Source organism: Marinicauda pacifica (genome assembly GCF_004793635.1).
GTDB classification, from domain to species: domain Bacteria; phylum Pseudomonadota; class Alphaproteobacteria; order Caulobacterales; family Maricaulaceae; genus Marinicauda; species Marinicauda pacifica.
In genome coordinates this window covers 632,955-649,239 of record NZ_SRXV01000001.1, presented here as the reverse complement: position 1 = coordinate 649,239, position 16,285 = coordinate 632,955, and the positions used below count along the sequence as shown (strand labels likewise).

The following is a 16,285-nucleotide window of genomic DNA, read 5'->3' as shown; positions in this document are numbered from 1 at the left end:
CCGCGCGGCAGTCATCAGATGGAGGGCAAGGTGGCTCCGGGGTGGGCGGGAAGCAAGGCCGAGGATGCGAAGGTCACCGCCAGCGCGGGGCAACGCGCTTCCTCAAAGCGAGAGGCTACAGCTCCATCGCCCGAGCACCGTCGTCTTCTCCCACGATCACGACACGGGCAATATCAAGAAAGAGGCCGTGATCGATCACCCCGGGAATTTCGATCAGGGCGGCAGCCGCCCGTTCCGGATCGGGGATTTCGCCGCAGCTGCAATCGAGAATGTAGTGGCCGCCATCGGTGACCAGGGGCTCGAGCCCGTCGCCGAGGCGCCGCAAGGACACATCCGGCCGAGGAACGCCGGCGCGGCGAAGCGCATCGAATACTTTCTTGGCGGTAATGGTGAAGCCGAACGGATCGACCTCCACGGGCAGCGGGAAGGCGCCCAGCGTCTCGACCAGCTTGGTCTCGTCGATGATGACGACCATGAGGTCGGACGCGCTGGCCACAATCTTCTCGCGCAGAAGGCAGGCGCCGCCGCCCTTGACCAGCCGGAACCGGCCGTCGACCTCGTCTGCGCCATCAACGGTCAGGTCGATCTTGTCGGCCTGCTCGATCGAGATCAGCGGCACGCCGGCGTCGCGCGCGACCTGTTCTGTGCCCCGGGAGGTCGCGATGCCGCGCACCTGGATCGGCTCCTGCGCCATTTGCGTGCCGAGCAGGCGAACGAACTCCTCCGCCGTAGAACCCGACCCTAGGCCGAGCGTCATGCCGTCCTCGACGTAATCAAGCGCAGCGCGCGCCGCGTTGACCTTCTGGACGTTCATTCGACATCTCCCAGCATCACGAATTTAAGCTCGGTGAATTCTTCCACGCCCCACTTGCCGCCTTCCCGGCCGATACCCGATTCCTTCACACCGCCGAACGGCGTGGTGGACGAGCCGACCATGGGCGCGTTCACGCCCACCATGCCGTAGTCGAGGCCTTCGGTGATCCTGTGAACCCGTCCGATATCGCGCGTATAGACGTAGGCGGCGAGCCCAAAGGGCGTATCGTTCGCCAGACGCAGGATCTCGGCCTCGTCCCGGGCCCGGTACAACGAGGCCACCGGCCCGAAGATTTCGTTGCGCGCGATATCGAGACCGGCATGACCGCCAGAGATAAGCGTGGGCGCATAGAAGCTGCCGCCCAGCTCGTCGGCGAGCGAGCGTCCGCCGGCCAGAATGGAGGCGCCCTGCTCGCGCGCATTCTCGACCAGCCGGCCCACACGCGTCACAGCCTCGTCGTGGATCAGCGGTCCGACATCGACCCCATCGTCAAATCCGGACCCGACCTTCACCTTTTCGATGCGCGCCTTGAGCGCTTCGGCCAGCCGGTCGGCGATCCCTTCCTGCACGATGATGCGGTTGGCCGAGACACAGGTCTGACCGCCGGCACGGAATTTGGAGGCCAGCACGCCATCGGCGGCTTTCTCGATATCAGCATCGTCCATCACGATGAAGGGAGCGTTGCCGCCAAGTTCCAGCGAGACGCGTTTCACGCCGTCGGCGGCCTGGCGCATCAACAGCTTGCCGATCTCGGTCGACCCGGTGAAGCCGATCATGGCGACTTCCGGCGAGCCGGTCAGAACCGGGCCGATTTTTGTGGCATCGCCGCAGATGACATTAAAGACGCCCTTGGGAATGCCCGCGCGCTCGGCCAGCTCGGCCAGCGCCAGAGCGGAGAGCGGCGTTTCCGGCGCCGGCTTGACCACCATGGTGCAGCCGGCAGCCAGGGCCGGCGCGCATTTGCGCGTGATCATGGCAGAGGGAAAATTCCAGGGCGTGATGCAGCCCACAACCCCGACAGGCTGACGGATCGTCCATCCGCGCGTGCCCGGAAACTGGGTCGCCATCGTCTCACCGTGCAGGCGGGTGGCCTCCTCGGCAGAGACCTTCACGAAACTTGCCCCGTAGGCGACTTCGCCGCGCGCTTCCTTGAGGGGCTTGCCCATCTCGGCGGTGATCAGCGTGCCGAGGTCGGCCACATGCTCCATGATCAGCTCGTGCCAGCGCTGCACCAGCCGGGCGCGCTCGAAGACCGATGTCTTCTTCCATCTGGCAAAGGCGTCATGGGCAGCGGCAACCGCCTCGCGGGCTCCGGCCTCGCCGACATCGCAGACCTCGGCAATGATCTCGCGATTGGCCGGGTTGGAAACCTGAAAACGGGTCTCCCCCGACACCCATTTTCCATCGACATAGCTCTCGGTCCTGAACAGACCGGGGTCGGAAAGACGTTGTTTCAAATCGCTCATCGTATCGCTTCTAATCCTTCTTCGACCTGACCTGCGCCTTCGCCTTGCGGGCCTGCATCGCCTCGCGGAATCGCTGCGCCCATCCCGGCTTCTCGCTTTGACGGGCGCGAGAAAGCGCCAGGGCATTGTCCGGGACGTCCTCGGTGATAACGCTGCCCGACCCCGTCATCGCACCGGCGCCGATCGTCACCGGAGCGACCAGCGAGGTGTTCGAGCCGATGAAGGCGCCCTCGCCGATCACCGTCCTGTGCTTGAAAAACCCGTCATAATTGCAGGTGATCGTCCCGGCTCCGATATTGGCGTGCGCACCGACATCCGTATCTCCGAGATAGGTGAGATGGCTGGCTTTTGCACCCTCTCCGAGGCGCGCCTTCTTCACCTCGACGAAGTTGCCCACTTTCGCATTCGCCCCGAGCTCGGCACCCGGACGAAGCCGCGCAAACGGACCGGCTTCGGCGCCCTCGCCCAGTGACGCGCCCTCAAGATGGCTGAAGGCCTTGATGCGGACATTCGACGCGACATTCACGCCGGGACCGAACACGACATTGGGTTCGACAACCACATCCGCGGCGATGCGCGTATCGTGACTGAAGAACACGGTGTCCGGCGCGATCAGTGTAACCCCGCTCTCCATCATCTCCTGTCGCCGGCGCGCCTGAAACGCCGCCTCGGCCTCGGCCAGATCGCTACGCGAGTTGACGCCGAGCATCTCGGCCTGTGCGCCGCGCACGGCCTTGCACTTCAGCCCGCGCGACCGTGCAATCGCGACGATATCGGTGAGATAGTATTCGCCCTTGGCATTCTCGTTGGTGACCTCGGACAGGAGGTCGAACAGGAGCGGTACGGGCGCGCCCAGAACTCCGGAATTGCACAGGCGGATCGCGCGCTCGGCCTCGCTTGCCTCGCGATCCTCCACGATGGCGTCCAGACCGTCCGCGCCATCTTCAATGAGGCGGCCATATCCGGCAGGGTCGTCGGCTTCAAAGCCGAGCACGGCAATGGATGCTCCGTGAGCGAGGGCGGAAAAGACCGCCTCCACGGTCTCGGGCCGGATCAGCGGCGTATCGCCGTAAAGGACAACGGCGTGCCCTTCGAAACCGCCCAGCGCGTCCTTCGCGCAGGCGACTGCATGGCCGGTGCCTTGCGGCGGGTCCTGAAGCGCTGTCGCCGAGCCGGCCGCTTCCGCAGCCTCTTTCACTGCCGGCGAATGGGAGCCCCAGACCGTCACCTTGCGGTCGGCCCCGACCGCGTCGGCCAGTGCCAGCGTCCAGTCCAGCATGGAGCGGCCGCCAACACTGTGAAGGGGCTTGGCCAGCGCAGACTTCATGCGCGTTCCCTGACCGGCGGCAAGAATGATGGCGGCGCGGGACGTCTTCATGTGCGGCGACTCACTTGGCAAGCGTGGGCATCCATATTCCGAAGCGCTATAGCCGATTGTTGAAAGGCACGCGACCGCTCGTGCGCAACCCGGACCGGAACAGCCGATGACCCTGACTGACGACCCGATTGCCGGCCTGCCCATCGCGTTCGATCTCGACGGGACCCTGGTCGACACTGCGCCGGACCTGGTGCGGGCCCTCAATGCCTCGGTGAAGCCTTGCGGGTTGTCCGAGGTCCGCGTCGACGATGTGCGCGCCATGGTCGGACGCGGCGCACGCGCCCTCATCGAGCGCGCCTTCGCACGTCAGAATGTCGAGGCCGGGCTATCGGAGATTGATCATTGCCTGACGCGCTTCCTGGAGGTCTACCGCGACCAGATTGCCGTCGACAGCCGTCCGTTTGCGAATGTCGAAGCCGTGCTCGACCGTCTGGCAACGCGCGGCGCGCGTCTTTCAGTCTGCACCAACAAGCCGCAAACCCTGGCGCAGGCCCTGCTGGACCAGCTGAAGATGAGTGATCGTTTCGAGCGGATCATCGGAGCGGACAGCGGGATCGCCAAGAAGCCGGACCCGGCGCATCTGTTTGCGGCCTTCGGGGGAACCCCGACACTGGGCGTTCTGGTCGGCGATTCAGAGCCGGATGCGCTGGCGGCCCGTGCGGCCGGCGCCATCTGCCTGCTCTTTGAAGGGGGTTATAGTGAAAAGCCGGTCCGCACACTGGGCGCGGACCGGCTTTTCAAGCAGTACGACGAGTTTGAAACCGTCCTGACCGAGGCCGTGTCGGCCCGGTTGAGCGCCAAGGCCTAGGCCGAGCGGCGCTCGCTGGCGCGGTCGTTTGCCGGACGCGGCAGACCGTTGACCAGGTTGGAGCGCACATCGGTGCGCGCGGAGCGCATGGCGGGCATGAAGCCGGCATCGACCAGGTCGACGCTCACGTCATAACCGCGCTCGCTCCAATAGGCTTCAATTCGTTCTTTCAGACGGCGTGCACCCTCAGGGGTGCAAAGATCATTAGTGGCCATGGGGAGGACCTCCTCTTTACGCGCTCGCGGCCACGGCGCGTCGGGACTTGCCAAACTGGGCGGAAAACGATGCCTGCAGAGGTGAGCCCGCAAGCAAGCGACGCTCATATATGTCATCTTTCTGTTTGACGAAAGTGTGACGGACCCCGTTCAGCGAAATTTTTTCCTCGGATGATGACTTGCTCCCCTTTTCAACGCAGGTGCAGGCGGGCCGTTCCTTCCGCTTGACCAAAATTCGCCTCCCTCGTATAGGACACGGCCTTGCGGGCGATTAGCTCAGCGGTAGAGCACTTCGTTCACACCGAAGGGGTCACTAGTTCGATCCTAGTATCGCCCACCAATTTAGCGCTAAAATTACAGCCGCTTAGCGAAGCCCCGGTTCTGTTGGAACCGGGGCTTTTTGCATCCTGCAAAGCCGCGTCGGATGAGACTGGCGGCCAGGCCCATCCCGGAAAATTTTCTGCCCGGCGCGCCTGGAGATCAGGGTATCCCGGCGCCCTTCGCAGTGCGCCGCAAGCGGCGATGCGGTCTTCTGTCGCAGCCAACCAGAATATTTTATTCCAGAGCGACCGGACCGGCGTTCCCGGCGACGCGCAATTATGCGCCGTAAGCCATCGGAGCGATTCGCGGACTCCGGACGGCTAGACAGCGCTGAGACATCAGCGTGCAGCCAAAAACTTGCGAACTGTTCTCAAAAGTGGCAGGCATGCCTCAAAGTGCGATTTTTAAAGGAGAGGCATATGAAGAGCTCGTCCACCCTGCTGGGCCTGACCGGTTTGGCCATCCCCCTGCTTCTGAGTGCATGCGGACAACCGCAAGGCTCAGAAGACGCCAGCCAGGATGCTGGCGTGGTCAACGTTTTCAGCGCCCGCCATTATGCCTCCGACGATGCGGTCTACGCGGCCTTCACCGAGGAAACCGGGATCGAGGTCAATGTGATCGAGGCGGGCGGCGACCTGCTGGTCGAGCGCGTGCGCACAGACGGTGACCGCTCCCCGGCCGATGTCGTGATTACCGTGGATGCCGGACGCCTCTACCGCGCGGCAGAAGCCGGCCTGTTCCAGCCGGCGGGGCTCGACGAGGCGATGGAGCAGATTCCCGCCTATCTTCATCATCCCGACGATCTCTGGTTCGGCTTCGCCACGCGCGCCCGCGTGATCGTGTACGCGCCCGAACGCGTCGACGTCTCCGAGCTCTCCGGCTACGAGGACCTGGCCGATCCCCGGTTCGAAGGCCGGGTCTGCGTGCGCTCGTCCAACAATGTCTACAACCAGTCCCTGCTGGCGGCGATGATCGACCGTCTGGGCGCGGATGGTGCCGAGGCCTGGGCGCAAGGCGTCGTGGACAATCTTGCCCGCGCGCCGCAGGGCGCCGATACGGACCAGATCCGCGCGGTCGCTGCCGGCGATTGCGACGTGTCCCTGGTCAATCACTATTACTGGGCACGCATCGCCAATTCCGGCAATCCGGCCGACCAGGCCGTGGCGAATGCGACCGAGTTATTCTTCCCGGAGAACACGCACATCAACGTCTCCGGCGCGGGTCTCGCAGCGGGCGCGCCCAACACGGAGAATGCGCGCAGCTTCCTGCGCTTCCTTCTCTCGCCCGAGGCGCAGCGGGCGTTCGCCGAGCTTACCAACGAGTTTCCCGCAGTCGCCTCGACGCAGTACGACAACGCACTGCTCGACGAGTTGCACGATTTCAGCGCCGACGACCTGAACGTCAATGTTCTCGGCGAGAACGCCTCCGAAGCGCAACGCATCTTTGACCGCGTGGGATGGCAGTAAGCGACATCCATGACGATGCGGCGGAGGCGTCCCGGTCCCGGGGCGGCTTCGCGCCCTTGTGGGGGGCCGTCTTCGTCGCATTGATCTGCGCCGCGCCGCTGATTGCGGTGGCCATCGTCGCGGTAACCGGACCGTGGACCGACTATTTCGGCCATATAGCGGGCACACGCCTGCCGGTCTGGCTGGCCAACACCGCCATCGTGGGCGTGATCGCCGTTGCCGCAGCCGGATCGATCGGCAGTGCCTCAGCCTGGACGGTGGCGCGGTATGCCTTCCCGGGGCGGCGCGCTTTCGAATGGCTGCTTGCGCTCCCCTTGGCGATGCCGGCCTATGCGGCAGCCTATGGCTGGTATGACCTCACCCAGTCGACCGGGCCCCTCGGAGGGCTCGTCCCGGTCGTGCGCGGACCGGTCGGGGCCGGCTTCATCTTTGCCTTCACGCTTTATCCCTACGTCTACCTGCTTGCGCGCGAGGCGTTCGCCAGTCAGTCGAGCGAAGCCTATGACGCGGCGCGCACGCTCGGCTGCGGTCCGATCGAGGCTTTCCAGCGCGCGGCGCTGCCCATGGCTCGTCCGGCAATCGCCGCGGGCCTTGCACTGGTGGTGATGGAATCCCTGGCCGATTTCGGTGCGGTCGTTCACCTGGGCGCGCCCACCCTTTCTGTCGGGATCATTCGCGCCTGGGCGGGCGAAGGCTCGGTGGCCGATGCGGCCCGGCTGGCGCTCGTGCTGGTCTCGCTGGCCTTCCTTATCTTCTTCATCGAGCGGTTCCAGCGCCGGCGGGCGCGTCAGGCCGCCGCGTCGGGACGCAAGCGCCCGCCGCGCCGGGTGCAACTCTCGCCGGTACGCAGCGCGCTCGCGATCGGCCTTCTCTCACTGCCCCTCATGGCCGGGCTCATCATACCGATGGGGCGGCTTGGATGGCTGGCAACTCATTCAGCCGTCGGGCGCGATCTCGGCGCCGCGCTGTGGCATTCAGTTCAGCTCGCCGCGATCTCCGGCGGTGTGGCGGCAATACTCGGCGTCATCGCCGCCTACGCCCTGCGGACACGGCGCCTGCCCGCCGTACTTGCGGCGCGCCTGGCCGGACTTGGTTATGCCGTCCCAGGCGCGGTCGCCGCCGTGGGCGTGCTCGCGCTTTTCGGATGGACCCAGGACGGCATGGATGCGGTATGGACACGCCTGTTCGGCATGCCGCTTCCGGTGCTGCTGAGCGGCGGCATTCTCGGATTGATCTTCGCCTACCAGTCGCGCTTCGCTGCAGCGGCAATCGGTCCTGCAGAAAGCGCGCTGGCCCGCATCACGCCGACGCTCGACGGTGCCGCCCGGACGCTTGGCGCCGGCCCGGTCGAGGTCGCGATCCGCGTCCACTGGCCCCTCATCCGCTCGGGCGCGTTGCTGGCCGGCCTGCTGGTCTTTGTCGAGGTTCTCAAGGAGTTGCCCGCGACAATGATCCTGCGTCCCTTCAATTTCGACACGCTCGCGGTCACCGCCCACAACTATGCCTCTGACGAGCGGCTTGGCATGGCCGCCTTGCCTGCCCTGCTGATCGCACTTGCCGCGCTGGGCCCGATGATCTGGATTGCACGCCAGATGACTCGCAGCGAACGCTTGGTCAGGAAGGAAGCAGAATGAAAGGCGACCTTTTGGAGGTCTGCGATGCGGTCGTATCGTTTGCCGAAGGCCGCCCGGCGGTCGACCGTGCTTCGCTGAGCCTGACCTGCGGACGGGTAACGGCCCTGCTGGGACCGTCCGGCTCGGGAAAGTCCAGCCTCCTGCGCGCGATAGCCGGGCTTGAACGCCTGGAAGCCGGTACTGTCCGGTTCGCCGGAAAGACCTGGAGCGGAGACACGGTCCATCTCGACCCCGAGGCGCGGCGCTGCGGTGTGGTGTTTCAGGACTATGCGCTCTTTCCCCATCTGACCGCGCTGGACAATGTCGCCTTCGGCTTGCGCAGCGGCAGTAGCGCAAAGCGCCGCGAGCTGGCCAGAGACCGGCTGGCAAGCGTGGAACTCGCCCACAAGGCCAAATCCTATCCCCACGAACTCTCGGGCGGTGAGCAGCAGCGTGTCGCCCTGGCGCGCGCGCTCGCCCCCTCCCCCGATGTCATGCTCCTCGACGAGCCATTTTCGGGCCTCGACAGACGGCTGCGCGCCGAACTGCGCGAAGCCACCACGCATGCGCTGCGCGAGGCGGAGACTGCCGCCCTGATCGTGACCCACGATGCCGAGGAAGCCATGGCGGTCGCCGATCAGATCGCCCTGATGAACAAGGGCGTGATCGTCCAGACCGGTGCGCCCGACCGTCTCTACCTGTCTCCTGTCAGCGAGACGGCGGCCCGCCTGCTCGGCGACGTTGAGGCATTTATCACGCGCGTCGAGTCAGGACGCGCCTCGACGCCGCTCGGCGCTCTGGCGGCACCCAGACGCGATGACGGCGAACAGGTCAAGGTCCTGCTTCGCCCGGAGGGAATCGTGATCGATCGCGCCTCGGCGGATGGCGCGCTGGCCCAGGTCACGATGCGGCAGGCGGCGGGCGGCTCGGCGCGCCTCTCCTTGCGTCTGGAAAACGGGCGCGAGGTGTCCGCGCGCGTCCCGGTCACAGATACGATACGAGCCGGAGACGCGGTCCGCCTCCGGCTCGATGAACGCTTTGCGGTGGTCGTAACCGCCTAGGCGGCTTCGGCCTTGCGAACCCGCGCGTCCTCGATGCGCTCGCGCGCAATCTTGTCCGCAACGATGTTGGCCGGAGTGCCTTCGTCTTCGGCACGGTCCATCACCTCGCCGAGGGTCTGACGCAGGCCCTGCAGCTTTCCTTCGACCCATTTGGCGTCGTATTTCGGATCGAGATCGCCCATGATGTTGATGATGCCGCCGGCATTGATGACATAGTCCGGCGCGTAATAGATGCCGCGCTTCTGAAGCTCGGCGCCCATGTCACGTGTGGCCAGCTGGTTGTTCGCCGCACCGGCCACGGCCTTGACTTTTAACGTATCAATCGTGTCCGGATTAATCACCGAGCCAAGGGCGCACGGAGCGAAGATGTCCGCTTCGACACCGTAGATCTTGTCGATCGGCACGATGGTCGAGTTCGTCTTCGCGGCCAGGTCCTTGAGCGCAGACTCATTGATATCGGCCAGGAAGAGCTCGGCCCCCGCTTCGTGCAGGTGCTGAACGAGATAAGCGCCGACATGGCCGGTCGCGCCCTGGACGGCGATCTTGACACCGGAGAGGTCCGACGAACCGAGCGCGCGCTCCGCCGCCACTTTCACGCCCAGGAAGACGCCTTTGGCGGTGACGGGGGACGGATCGCCCGTCCCGCCGGGCAGACCGACCACGTATTGTGTCGCGCGGCGCGCATTCAGAATGTCTTCCGGGCTGACACCGACGTCTTCCGCCGAATAGTAATTGCCCGACAGCGCATCGATAGCGCGGCCGAAAGCTTCAAACAGCTCGGCGCGGTCGAAATCGCCCTGCGGCTTCATGATGACCGACTTGCCGCCGCCCAGCGGAAGGTCGGCCATGATGTTCTTGTAGCTCATGCCCTGAGAGAGACGCAGCACGTCCGTCAGAGCCTCGGAGGAATCCTTGTAGGACCACATGCGGCAACCGCCGATCGCCGGACCATTGGCGGTGGAATGCACGGCAATGATCGCCTTTAGCCCGGTCTTGGCGTCGTGGGCGAACAGGACTTTTTCGTGGTCGTCGAAAGCGGGATGGTCGAACACGCTCATATGCGGGGAGTCCTCTAGCAGCGTTGTCGATCGGAGTTCCCGTTACCCCGCCGCGTCTTGTTTCATGCGCGGATCGGCGGCCCGGGGCCGGTTGCGCGAGGGTCTACTAGACCCCGGCTCTGCGCGCAAGTTGAGCACAGACAATGGCCTGGGGGCGTCTCAGGCTGCCTCATCAAGGATGCTGCGAATGCGAGCGCGCAAGGCGGGGAGCACCTCCCCGTCAAACCACGCATTCCGCTTCAGCCAGGCATTGTTCCGCCAGCTCGGGTGCGGCAATGCAGCATGGTGCGGCCAGTATTCTCGCCAGCGCAGCACCGTTTCGGTCAGAGTGCGCCCGGCCATTTCTCCCAGATGATAGCGCTGGGCATGCGCACCGATGAGCAAAGTGAGTTCGACGCGGGAGAGCGCATTCGTGCAGCGATCCTGCCAGAGCGGCGCACATTCCTTTCGCGGCGGCTTGTCCCCGCCCTTGGCATCCAGCCCGGGAAAGCAGAAGCCCATCGGCGTGATCGCGAACAGGCGCTCGTCGTAGAATTCCTTCGCCGTCACACCCATCCAGTCGCGCAGGCGGTCCCCGCTGGGATCGGTGAAAGGCGCACCGCTCTTCTGAACCCGTGTGCCCGGAGCCTGGCCGATAATGCGGATACGCGCGCTGTCCGTCCCTGTCAGCACGGGCCGGCAGGGGTGATCGAGCGCGCCTTGGCAGACCCGGCAAGCGCGCGCCTCGGCCTTGACCCGTTCGAACGCCTCAGTCGCCATCAGCGGCCGGCAGGCTGAGCCGGTAGACACCTTTGAAACTCTCGGGGTCCGCCGGCTTCCCTTTTCGCAGTATCGTCACCTTGCCCTGACGGGCCAGATGCACGGCCGCAGCGCGCACATGGCGCATATGTCCGTTCCAATTGTCTCCAAAAGCCGCCTTGGCCGCCTCGGAGGGACAGATGGACTTGGAGGCACCGCGCTTTTCCACCAGATCGAGAATCGCGCTTTCGATAAGATCTTCGCTCATGACCTTAGAATAGGAAGTCGAATGCGCCGAGACCACCGCCCGTACTGGATGCACGCGCTCTGGGAGCGCTTCGAGAATGCGTGGACGGGCCATTTCCTGGCCCCTCACTTCGAGGCGCTGGGCGAGGAGCCCAAAATCGTGCGGCCTTGGAATGTCGAGGTCTTCGGCCCGAATGTCCGCGCTGGACGGAATATTCACGTCGTCTCGCGCAAGGATCAGCCCGTCACGTTCACCGTCTGGTCGCCGGGCGATACGCCGGGTGAGATCGAGATCGGTGATTGCTGCTTTTTTGCCGGCGGGGTGCGAATCCTGGCCGGAGGCTCGATCCGGATCGGCGATGCCTGCCTGGTGGCCAAGTCAGCCACGATCACGGACAGCGACTGGCACGGGCTGTACAACCGCATCGACCCTCGCCCGGAGAGCAAGCCGGTGCGCATCGGCAATAATGTGTGGATCGGGGACGGCGCCTTTGTGGGCAAGGGCGTGACCATTGGCGACAATGCGGTGATCGGCGCGCGCAGCGTGGTGACGGGAGATGTCCCGGCAAACGAGGTCTGGGCTGGCATTCCCGCGCGCAAGGTCAAGGCGCTCGATCCCGACGGCCCTTTCCAGACGCGCCTCGACATGCTGGAGCAGCCTGAAGAGGTCGAGCACTTCTTCGACCAGGCCTATCGCGACGTGCTCAAAGGCAATTCAACGCTCGGCTGGCTGCGATCGAAGATCTGGCCCCGCCGGGGCGACTGAAACTGGAGAGCGCCCTATTCCGCGGGGTTTCCGACCGCGCCGCCGCCCGTCGCCTGCGCTTCGGCTTCGAGCTGGCGCGAGACCCAGTTCGGCGTCTTGGTGAAGCGGCCGAGCACACCGTAGGCCATCGGAATCACGAACAGCGTGAACAGGGTCGCGACCATGACGCCGGTAAAGATCACCACGCCGATCGTGATGCGGCTTTCCGAACCGGGCCCGGAGGCGAGCACGAGCGGGAAAGCGCCGATGGCCGTCGAGATGCCGGTCATCAGGATCGGACGGAAGCGCGTCTCGGCCGCGTCCAGCGTGGCGGTAATGACATCCTTGCCCTCCTCGCGCAGCTGGTTGGCGAATTCGACGATGAGGATGCCGTTCTTGGCCGCCAGGCCGATCAATATGACGAGACCGATCTGGGAATAGATGTTGAGGCTGGACCCGGCCATGTAGAGGCCGAAAAGCCCGCCTGCGACGGCCAGCGGCACGGTCAGCATGATCACCAGTGGCTGGATCAGGCTTTCGAACTGGGCGGCCAGCACAAGGAAGACGATCAGCAAGGCCATGCCGAACGCGAAATAGATCGCGTTGTTGGCATCAAGATACTCTTTCGCACCCCCCAGATATTCGGTGCTCATGTTGGCCGGCAAGGTCTGCTCGGCCCAGTCGTCCAGCCAGGTGACCGCCTCGCCCAGCGAATAGCCTTCCGCCAGCGTGGCCGAAACCGCAATGGCACGTTGTCGGTTGACGCGGTTGCGCTCCGACGCTTCGCCGACCTCGCGCACACTGACCAGGTTGGAGAGCGGGATGAGCTGGCCTTCGAGACCGCGCACATACAGGCTTTCCAGATCCTGTGCGCTGGACCGTTGGGCCCGGCGGTTCTCGGTAATGATGTTGTACGCTTCGCCCCGATCGATGAACTGACCGATGCGCCGCGAGCCCAGATGGGTCTGCAGCGTACGCCCGATATCGGCAACGCTCACGCCCAGCGCCGCCGCACGCTCGCGGTCGATATCGACCAGCAGGCGCGGGCTTGTCGGCTCGTAATCCTTGCGAGCGCGCATGAGGTTGGGATTTTCCCGCCCGATCGCCTCGATCAGGCGTTCGGCCTCGGCATTGATCGCATCGTATTCGCTACCCTGGATGACGAACTGGATATCGTCGCCGCCGCCCCCGCCACCGATGGTGGAGCGCATCGAGGCGAAAGCGCGCACGCCCGTCAGTTGACCCAGCTGCGTGTTGATGTCGGTCATGATCTCTTCGCCCGGCCGGCGGTCGGACCAGTCCACCATGGAGCCGATGACGATGCCCGAGCTGAAACCACCGCCGCCCCATCCCGGCGCGACCACCAGCACCCGGCGCAGCTCACCAGCCTCGACATACTCCATCATGATGTCTTCGACTTCCATCGCCTGCTCGGAAATATAGTCGAAGCTCGCGCCCTCGGGGCCGGAGAAGAAGCCGAAGAAGCTCCCCCGGTCCTCGGGCGGTGTCAGCTCCCCGGGAAGCTTGGCGAACAGAAAGGCCGAACCGGCCAGGGCGATGATGAGAACCGGCACGATCGCGACAGGCGCCTTGAGCGCGATTTCAAGACTGTTGCGATAGTTTGATCGCGCCGCGGAGACGGCCCGGTCCACCCAGCGGGCCGGTCCCCTGGCCTGACCGCTCGGCTTGAGCAGCTTTGACCCCATCATCGGCGAAAGCGTGAGCGCGACGAAGCTGGACAGGATAACCGCACCTGAGATCGTCACGGCGAGCTCGGTAAATATGCGTCCGATGAACCCGGGCAGGAAGACGAGCGGCACAAAGACAGCGATGAGGGTCGCCGTGGTCGCAATCACGGCAAAGAAGACCTGCCGGCCGCCGCGAAGGCTCGCGAGTGCGGGCGGCTCGCCGAGATCGACCCGGCGCTGGATGTTCTCCAGCACGACGATGGAATCGTCCACGACCAGCCCGATCGCCAGCACCATCGCGAGCAGGGTCAGGATATTGATGGAGAACCCGAAGGCGGAAAGGATCGCGAATGTACCGATCAGGCAGACCGGCACCACCGCCGCGGGGATCATGGCGGCGCGAATACTGCCGAGGAAAAGATAGATCACGAGCACCACGAGAAGGGCAGCGATGCCCAGCGTGCGCCAGACTTCCTTGATCGATTCCTCGATGAAAACGGTATCGTCGGACGCGACCATCAACTGCATGCCCTGGGGCAGCCCGGCGCTCAGCCGCTCGGCTTCGGCGGCCACGTTGTCGGCGACCTCGACGGCGTTCGACTGGCTCTGACGCACGAAGCCGAGCCCGACCATGTTCTGCTGATTGCCCCTGAACAGGGTGCGCGGCTCTTCTGCGGCCAGCTCGACATCGGCGACCTCGCCCAGCCGGATCACGTGCCCGCTGCTCGGCGAGGTGATCGGCAGGCGCTCGAAGCTCTCCTCGCTGGAGAAGAGGCGCTCGACCCGAACCACGATCTGGGTGTCGGAGGTCTCGACTGACCCGCCGGGCAGCTCGACATTCTGGGAACGCAGCGCATTCTCGATATCGGTGACGGTCACGCCGCGCGCGGCCATCGCGGCCGGGTCGAGCCAGATTCGCATCGCGTAGCGCCGCTCGCCGCCGATGCGTACCTGGGCGACACCGTCGATCACCGAAAACGGATCGACCAGATTGCGGCCGGCGAAGTCGGACAGCTCCTCGCTGGTCATCCGGTCCGACATGAGATTGTACCAGATGAACGGACGCGCATCGGAGTCCTGCTTGCGCACCTCGACCGTTTCCACGTCCTGGGGAAGCTGATCGAGCGTCCGGGACACTGCGTCGCGCACGTCGTTGGCGGCCGCTTCGATGTCGCGGCCCAGCGAAAAGGTGATCGTGATACGTGAATCGCCGTCCTGCGAAGACGATATGATCGTCTCGATCCCGTCAATTCCCGATAACCGGTCCTCGATGACCTGCGTGACGCGGTTCTCCACCACTTCCGCGTTCGCCCCGGGGTAGTTGGCGGACACCGACACCACCGGCCGGTCCACATCGGGCAGCTCGCGCAGAGGGAGAGACTGGAGTCCCAGAACACCGAAGACGACGATCAGCGCGCTGATGACGAAGGCAAGAACCGGTCGGCGAACCGCGACGTCCGAGAGGGTCATCAGCGCACTCCGCCGCTGGATGTCGTCGCCGAACCCGCACCGTTGGGAGACGCGGGAGCCTCATCGGCAACCGTGACAGGCATACCCTCGCTGACCCGGTGAACGCCTTCGGAGACGATGCGCTCTCCGACTTCCAGGCCAGAAAGCACTTCGATCATTCCGTTGATACGGATGCCGGGCTCGATCAGCCGGCGCTCCACACTCGTTCCGCGTTCGGTTTGCGTGAGCACGAAAACGAAAACCTCGTTTCCGTAACGCGTTAAAGCCGATCCCGGCACGGCCGGGCGCTGGCGTTCGTCGCGGCGCACTTCCACCGTCATGAGCTGGCCCGGGCGAAGCTCACCGTCCTCATTATCGATTAGGGCGCGTACCGTCACGGCACGCGTCACCGGATCGACGCGGCTGTCGATCCGGGCAATCTCACCGGTGAATGTCTGCTCCGAAGCACTGGTGCGCGCTTCGACCTGCATGCCTTCGGCGAGGACCGACAAGAAGCGTTCCGGCACGGTGAAATCGAGCTTGATGACGCTCGTGTCGTCCAGACGCGCGATGGCGTCACCCGGTCCGACCAGTTCGCCGGGGCTCACGTGGCGAAGGCCAATAATCCCGGAGAACGGGGCGCGGATGATATGATCGGCCACACGCGCTTCGATCTGGGAAACCCGCGCCCGGGCGCGTTCGAGAACGGCCAGCACCTCGTCCTGGCGCGATTGCGGCGCCACACCGCGTTCGGTGAGGTCGCGGATACGAGTCATTTCGCGCTCTGCTTCACGCAAGGTGGCGCGAGCCTCGTTGAGCCCGGCCGCCTCTTCAGCAGAGGCCAGCTCGACCAGGATGCGGCCTTCTTCCACGTAGTCGCCGGAGTCAAAATTGATACGCGAGATAGTGTCGGAGACCTTGGCGGTGATCGTCACCCCTTCATTGGCACCGGCCGTGCCAAGAGCTTCGACGATATCGACAAACTCGCGTGTCTCGACAGGGCTCACCTCCACCGGAACACCCCCGCCGCCCCAGCCGTTGGCGACATCGTCCTCGCCCGTCATCGAGCGGATCAGAACGGCAACGGCCATCGCCGCAAAAACGACAAGGGCGAAGATCAGGAATGCGGCGCGCTTCATTTTGGTCTCCAGCTAGCGGGCGTGATATGCGCCCAATCACTAAAAAAGCAACGCACAACCACGCAAAACACTGCGGGGGC

Annotated in this window: 14 protein-coding genes and 1 tRNA gene; 6 read left to right on the top strand and 9 right to left on the bottom strand. The window is 64.8% G+C overall.

The features are described 5' to 3' along the window. Positions 1–115: 115 nt before the first annotated feature. The 3 genes from rpiA to glmU are packed head-to-tail and all read right to left on the bottom strand — an operon-like array spanning position 116 to position 3,658. Positions 116–814, bottom strand: coding sequence for a ribose-5-phosphate isomerase RpiA (gene rpiA / locus E5162_RS03195; protein ID WP_135943489.1), 699 nt, complete (start codon positions 812–814; stop codon positions 116–118). Beyond that, a complete protein-coding gene (locus tag E5162_RS03190; RefSeq protein ID WP_135943488.1) occupies positions 811–2,280 on the bottom strand; it encodes an NAD-dependent succinate-semialdehyde dehydrogenase in 1,470 nt (489 codons plus the stop codon). The genes rpiA and E5162_RS03190 overlap by 4 nt, the downstream gene beginning before the upstream one ends. A 10-nt stretch (positions 2,281–2,290) precedes the next feature. Continuing rightward, positions 2,291–3,658, bottom strand: a complete 1,368-nt coding sequence (glmU, locus tag E5162_RS03185; RefSeq protein WP_135943487.1) for a bifunctional UDP-N-acetylglucosamine diphosphorylase/glucosamine-1-phosphate N-acetyltransferase GlmU — start codon at positions 3,656–3,658, stop codon at positions 2,291–2,293. A gap of 106 nt (positions 3,659–3,764) precedes the next feature. Here glmU and E5162_RS03180 point away from each other — a divergent pair, with 106 nt between their 5' ends. Next, positions 3,765–4,466 carry an HAD-IA family hydrolase gene (locus tag E5162_RS03180; RefSeq protein ID WP_135943486.1) on the top strand — a complete coding sequence of 234 codons (702 nt, stop codon included), beginning with the start codon at positions 3,765–3,767 and terminating at the stop codon, positions 4,464–4,466. Here the strand turns inward: E5162_RS03180 and E5162_RS03175 are convergent. Next, positions 4,463–4,681, bottom strand: a complete 219-nt coding sequence (locus E5162_RS03175; RefSeq protein ID WP_135943485.1) for a phosphoglycolate phosphatase — start codon at positions 4,679–4,681, stop codon at positions 4,463–4,465. The genes E5162_RS03180 and E5162_RS03175 overlap by 4 nt on opposite strands. Before the next feature lie 265 nt (positions 4,682–4,946). On the opposite strand from E5162_RS03175, the gene E5162_RS03170 reads away from it, so the two are divergent. From E5162_RS03170 to E5162_RS03155, 4 genes are all read left to right on the top strand, one after another. Beyond that, positions 4,947–5,021, top strand: a tRNA-Val gene (locus E5162_RS03170). A gap of 400 nt (positions 5,022–5,421) precedes the next feature. Then, entirely contained in the window at positions 5,422–6,468 is a 1,047-nt protein-coding gene (locus E5162_RS03165) for an extracellular solute-binding protein (protein ID WP_135943484.1), read from the top strand. Beyond that, a complete protein-coding gene (locus tag E5162_RS03160) occupies positions 6,459–8,102 on the top strand; it encodes an ABC transporter permease (protein WP_135943483.1) in 1,644 nt (547 codons plus the stop codon). The genes E5162_RS03165 and E5162_RS03160 overlap by 10 nt, the downstream gene beginning before the upstream one ends. Next, positions 8,099–9,142, top strand: coding sequence for an ABC transporter ATP-binding protein (locus E5162_RS03155; protein ID WP_135943482.1), 1,044 nt, complete (start codon positions 8,099–8,101; stop codon positions 9,140–9,142). The genes E5162_RS03160 and E5162_RS03155 overlap by 4 nt, the downstream gene beginning before the upstream one ends. Here E5162_RS03155 and E5162_RS03150 read toward each other — a convergent pair. The 3 genes from E5162_RS03150 to E5162_RS03140 form a co-directional block, all read right to left on the bottom strand. Continuing rightward, positions 9,139–10,200: a Leu/Phe/Val dehydrogenase gene (locus E5162_RS03150; protein ID WP_135943481.1), complete on the bottom strand. Its 1,062-nt coding sequence runs from the start codon at positions 10,198–10,200 to the stop codon at positions 9,139–9,141. The genes E5162_RS03155 and E5162_RS03150 overlap by 4 nt on opposite strands. Positions 10,201–10,359: 159 nt before the next feature. Further along, positions 10,360–10,959 (bottom strand): uracil-DNA glycosylase family protein, encoded by a 600-nt coding sequence (locus tag E5162_RS03145; RefSeq protein ID WP_135943480.1) that lies wholly within the window; start codon positions 10,957–10,959, stop codon positions 10,360–10,362. Continuing rightward, the gene (locus E5162_RS03140; protein ID WP_135943479.1) at positions 10,949–11,206 is read right to left on the bottom strand and encodes a DUF3253 domain-containing protein; all 258 of its coding nucleotides are present in this window, start codon (positions 11,204–11,206) and stop codon (positions 10,949–10,951) included. The genes E5162_RS03145 and E5162_RS03140 overlap by 11 nt, the downstream gene beginning before the upstream one ends. Before the next feature lie 21 nt (positions 11,207–11,227). On the opposite strand from E5162_RS03140, the gene E5162_RS15115 reads away from it, so the two are divergent. Then, a complete protein-coding gene (locus E5162_RS15115; protein ID WP_135943478.1) occupies positions 11,228–11,950 on the top strand; it encodes an acyltransferase in 723 nt (240 codons plus the stop codon). A 14-nt stretch (positions 11,951–11,964) separates the two neighbouring features. On the opposite strand, the gene E5162_RS03130 is transcribed toward E5162_RS15115, so the two are convergent. Beyond that, the gene (locus E5162_RS03130) at positions 11,965–15,087 is read right to left on the bottom strand and encodes an efflux RND transporter permease subunit (RefSeq protein ID WP_135943477.1); all 3,123 of its coding nucleotides are present in this window, start codon (positions 15,085–15,087) and stop codon (positions 11,965–11,967) included. Continuing rightward, positions 15,087–16,205: an efflux RND transporter periplasmic adaptor subunit gene (locus tag E5162_RS03125; RefSeq protein ID WP_135943476.1), complete on the bottom strand. Its 1,119-nt coding sequence runs from the start codon at positions 16,203–16,205 to the stop codon at positions 15,087–15,089. The genes E5162_RS03130 and E5162_RS03125 overlap by 1 nt, the downstream gene beginning before the upstream one ends. Positions 16,206–16,285 lie beyond the last annotated feature (80 nt).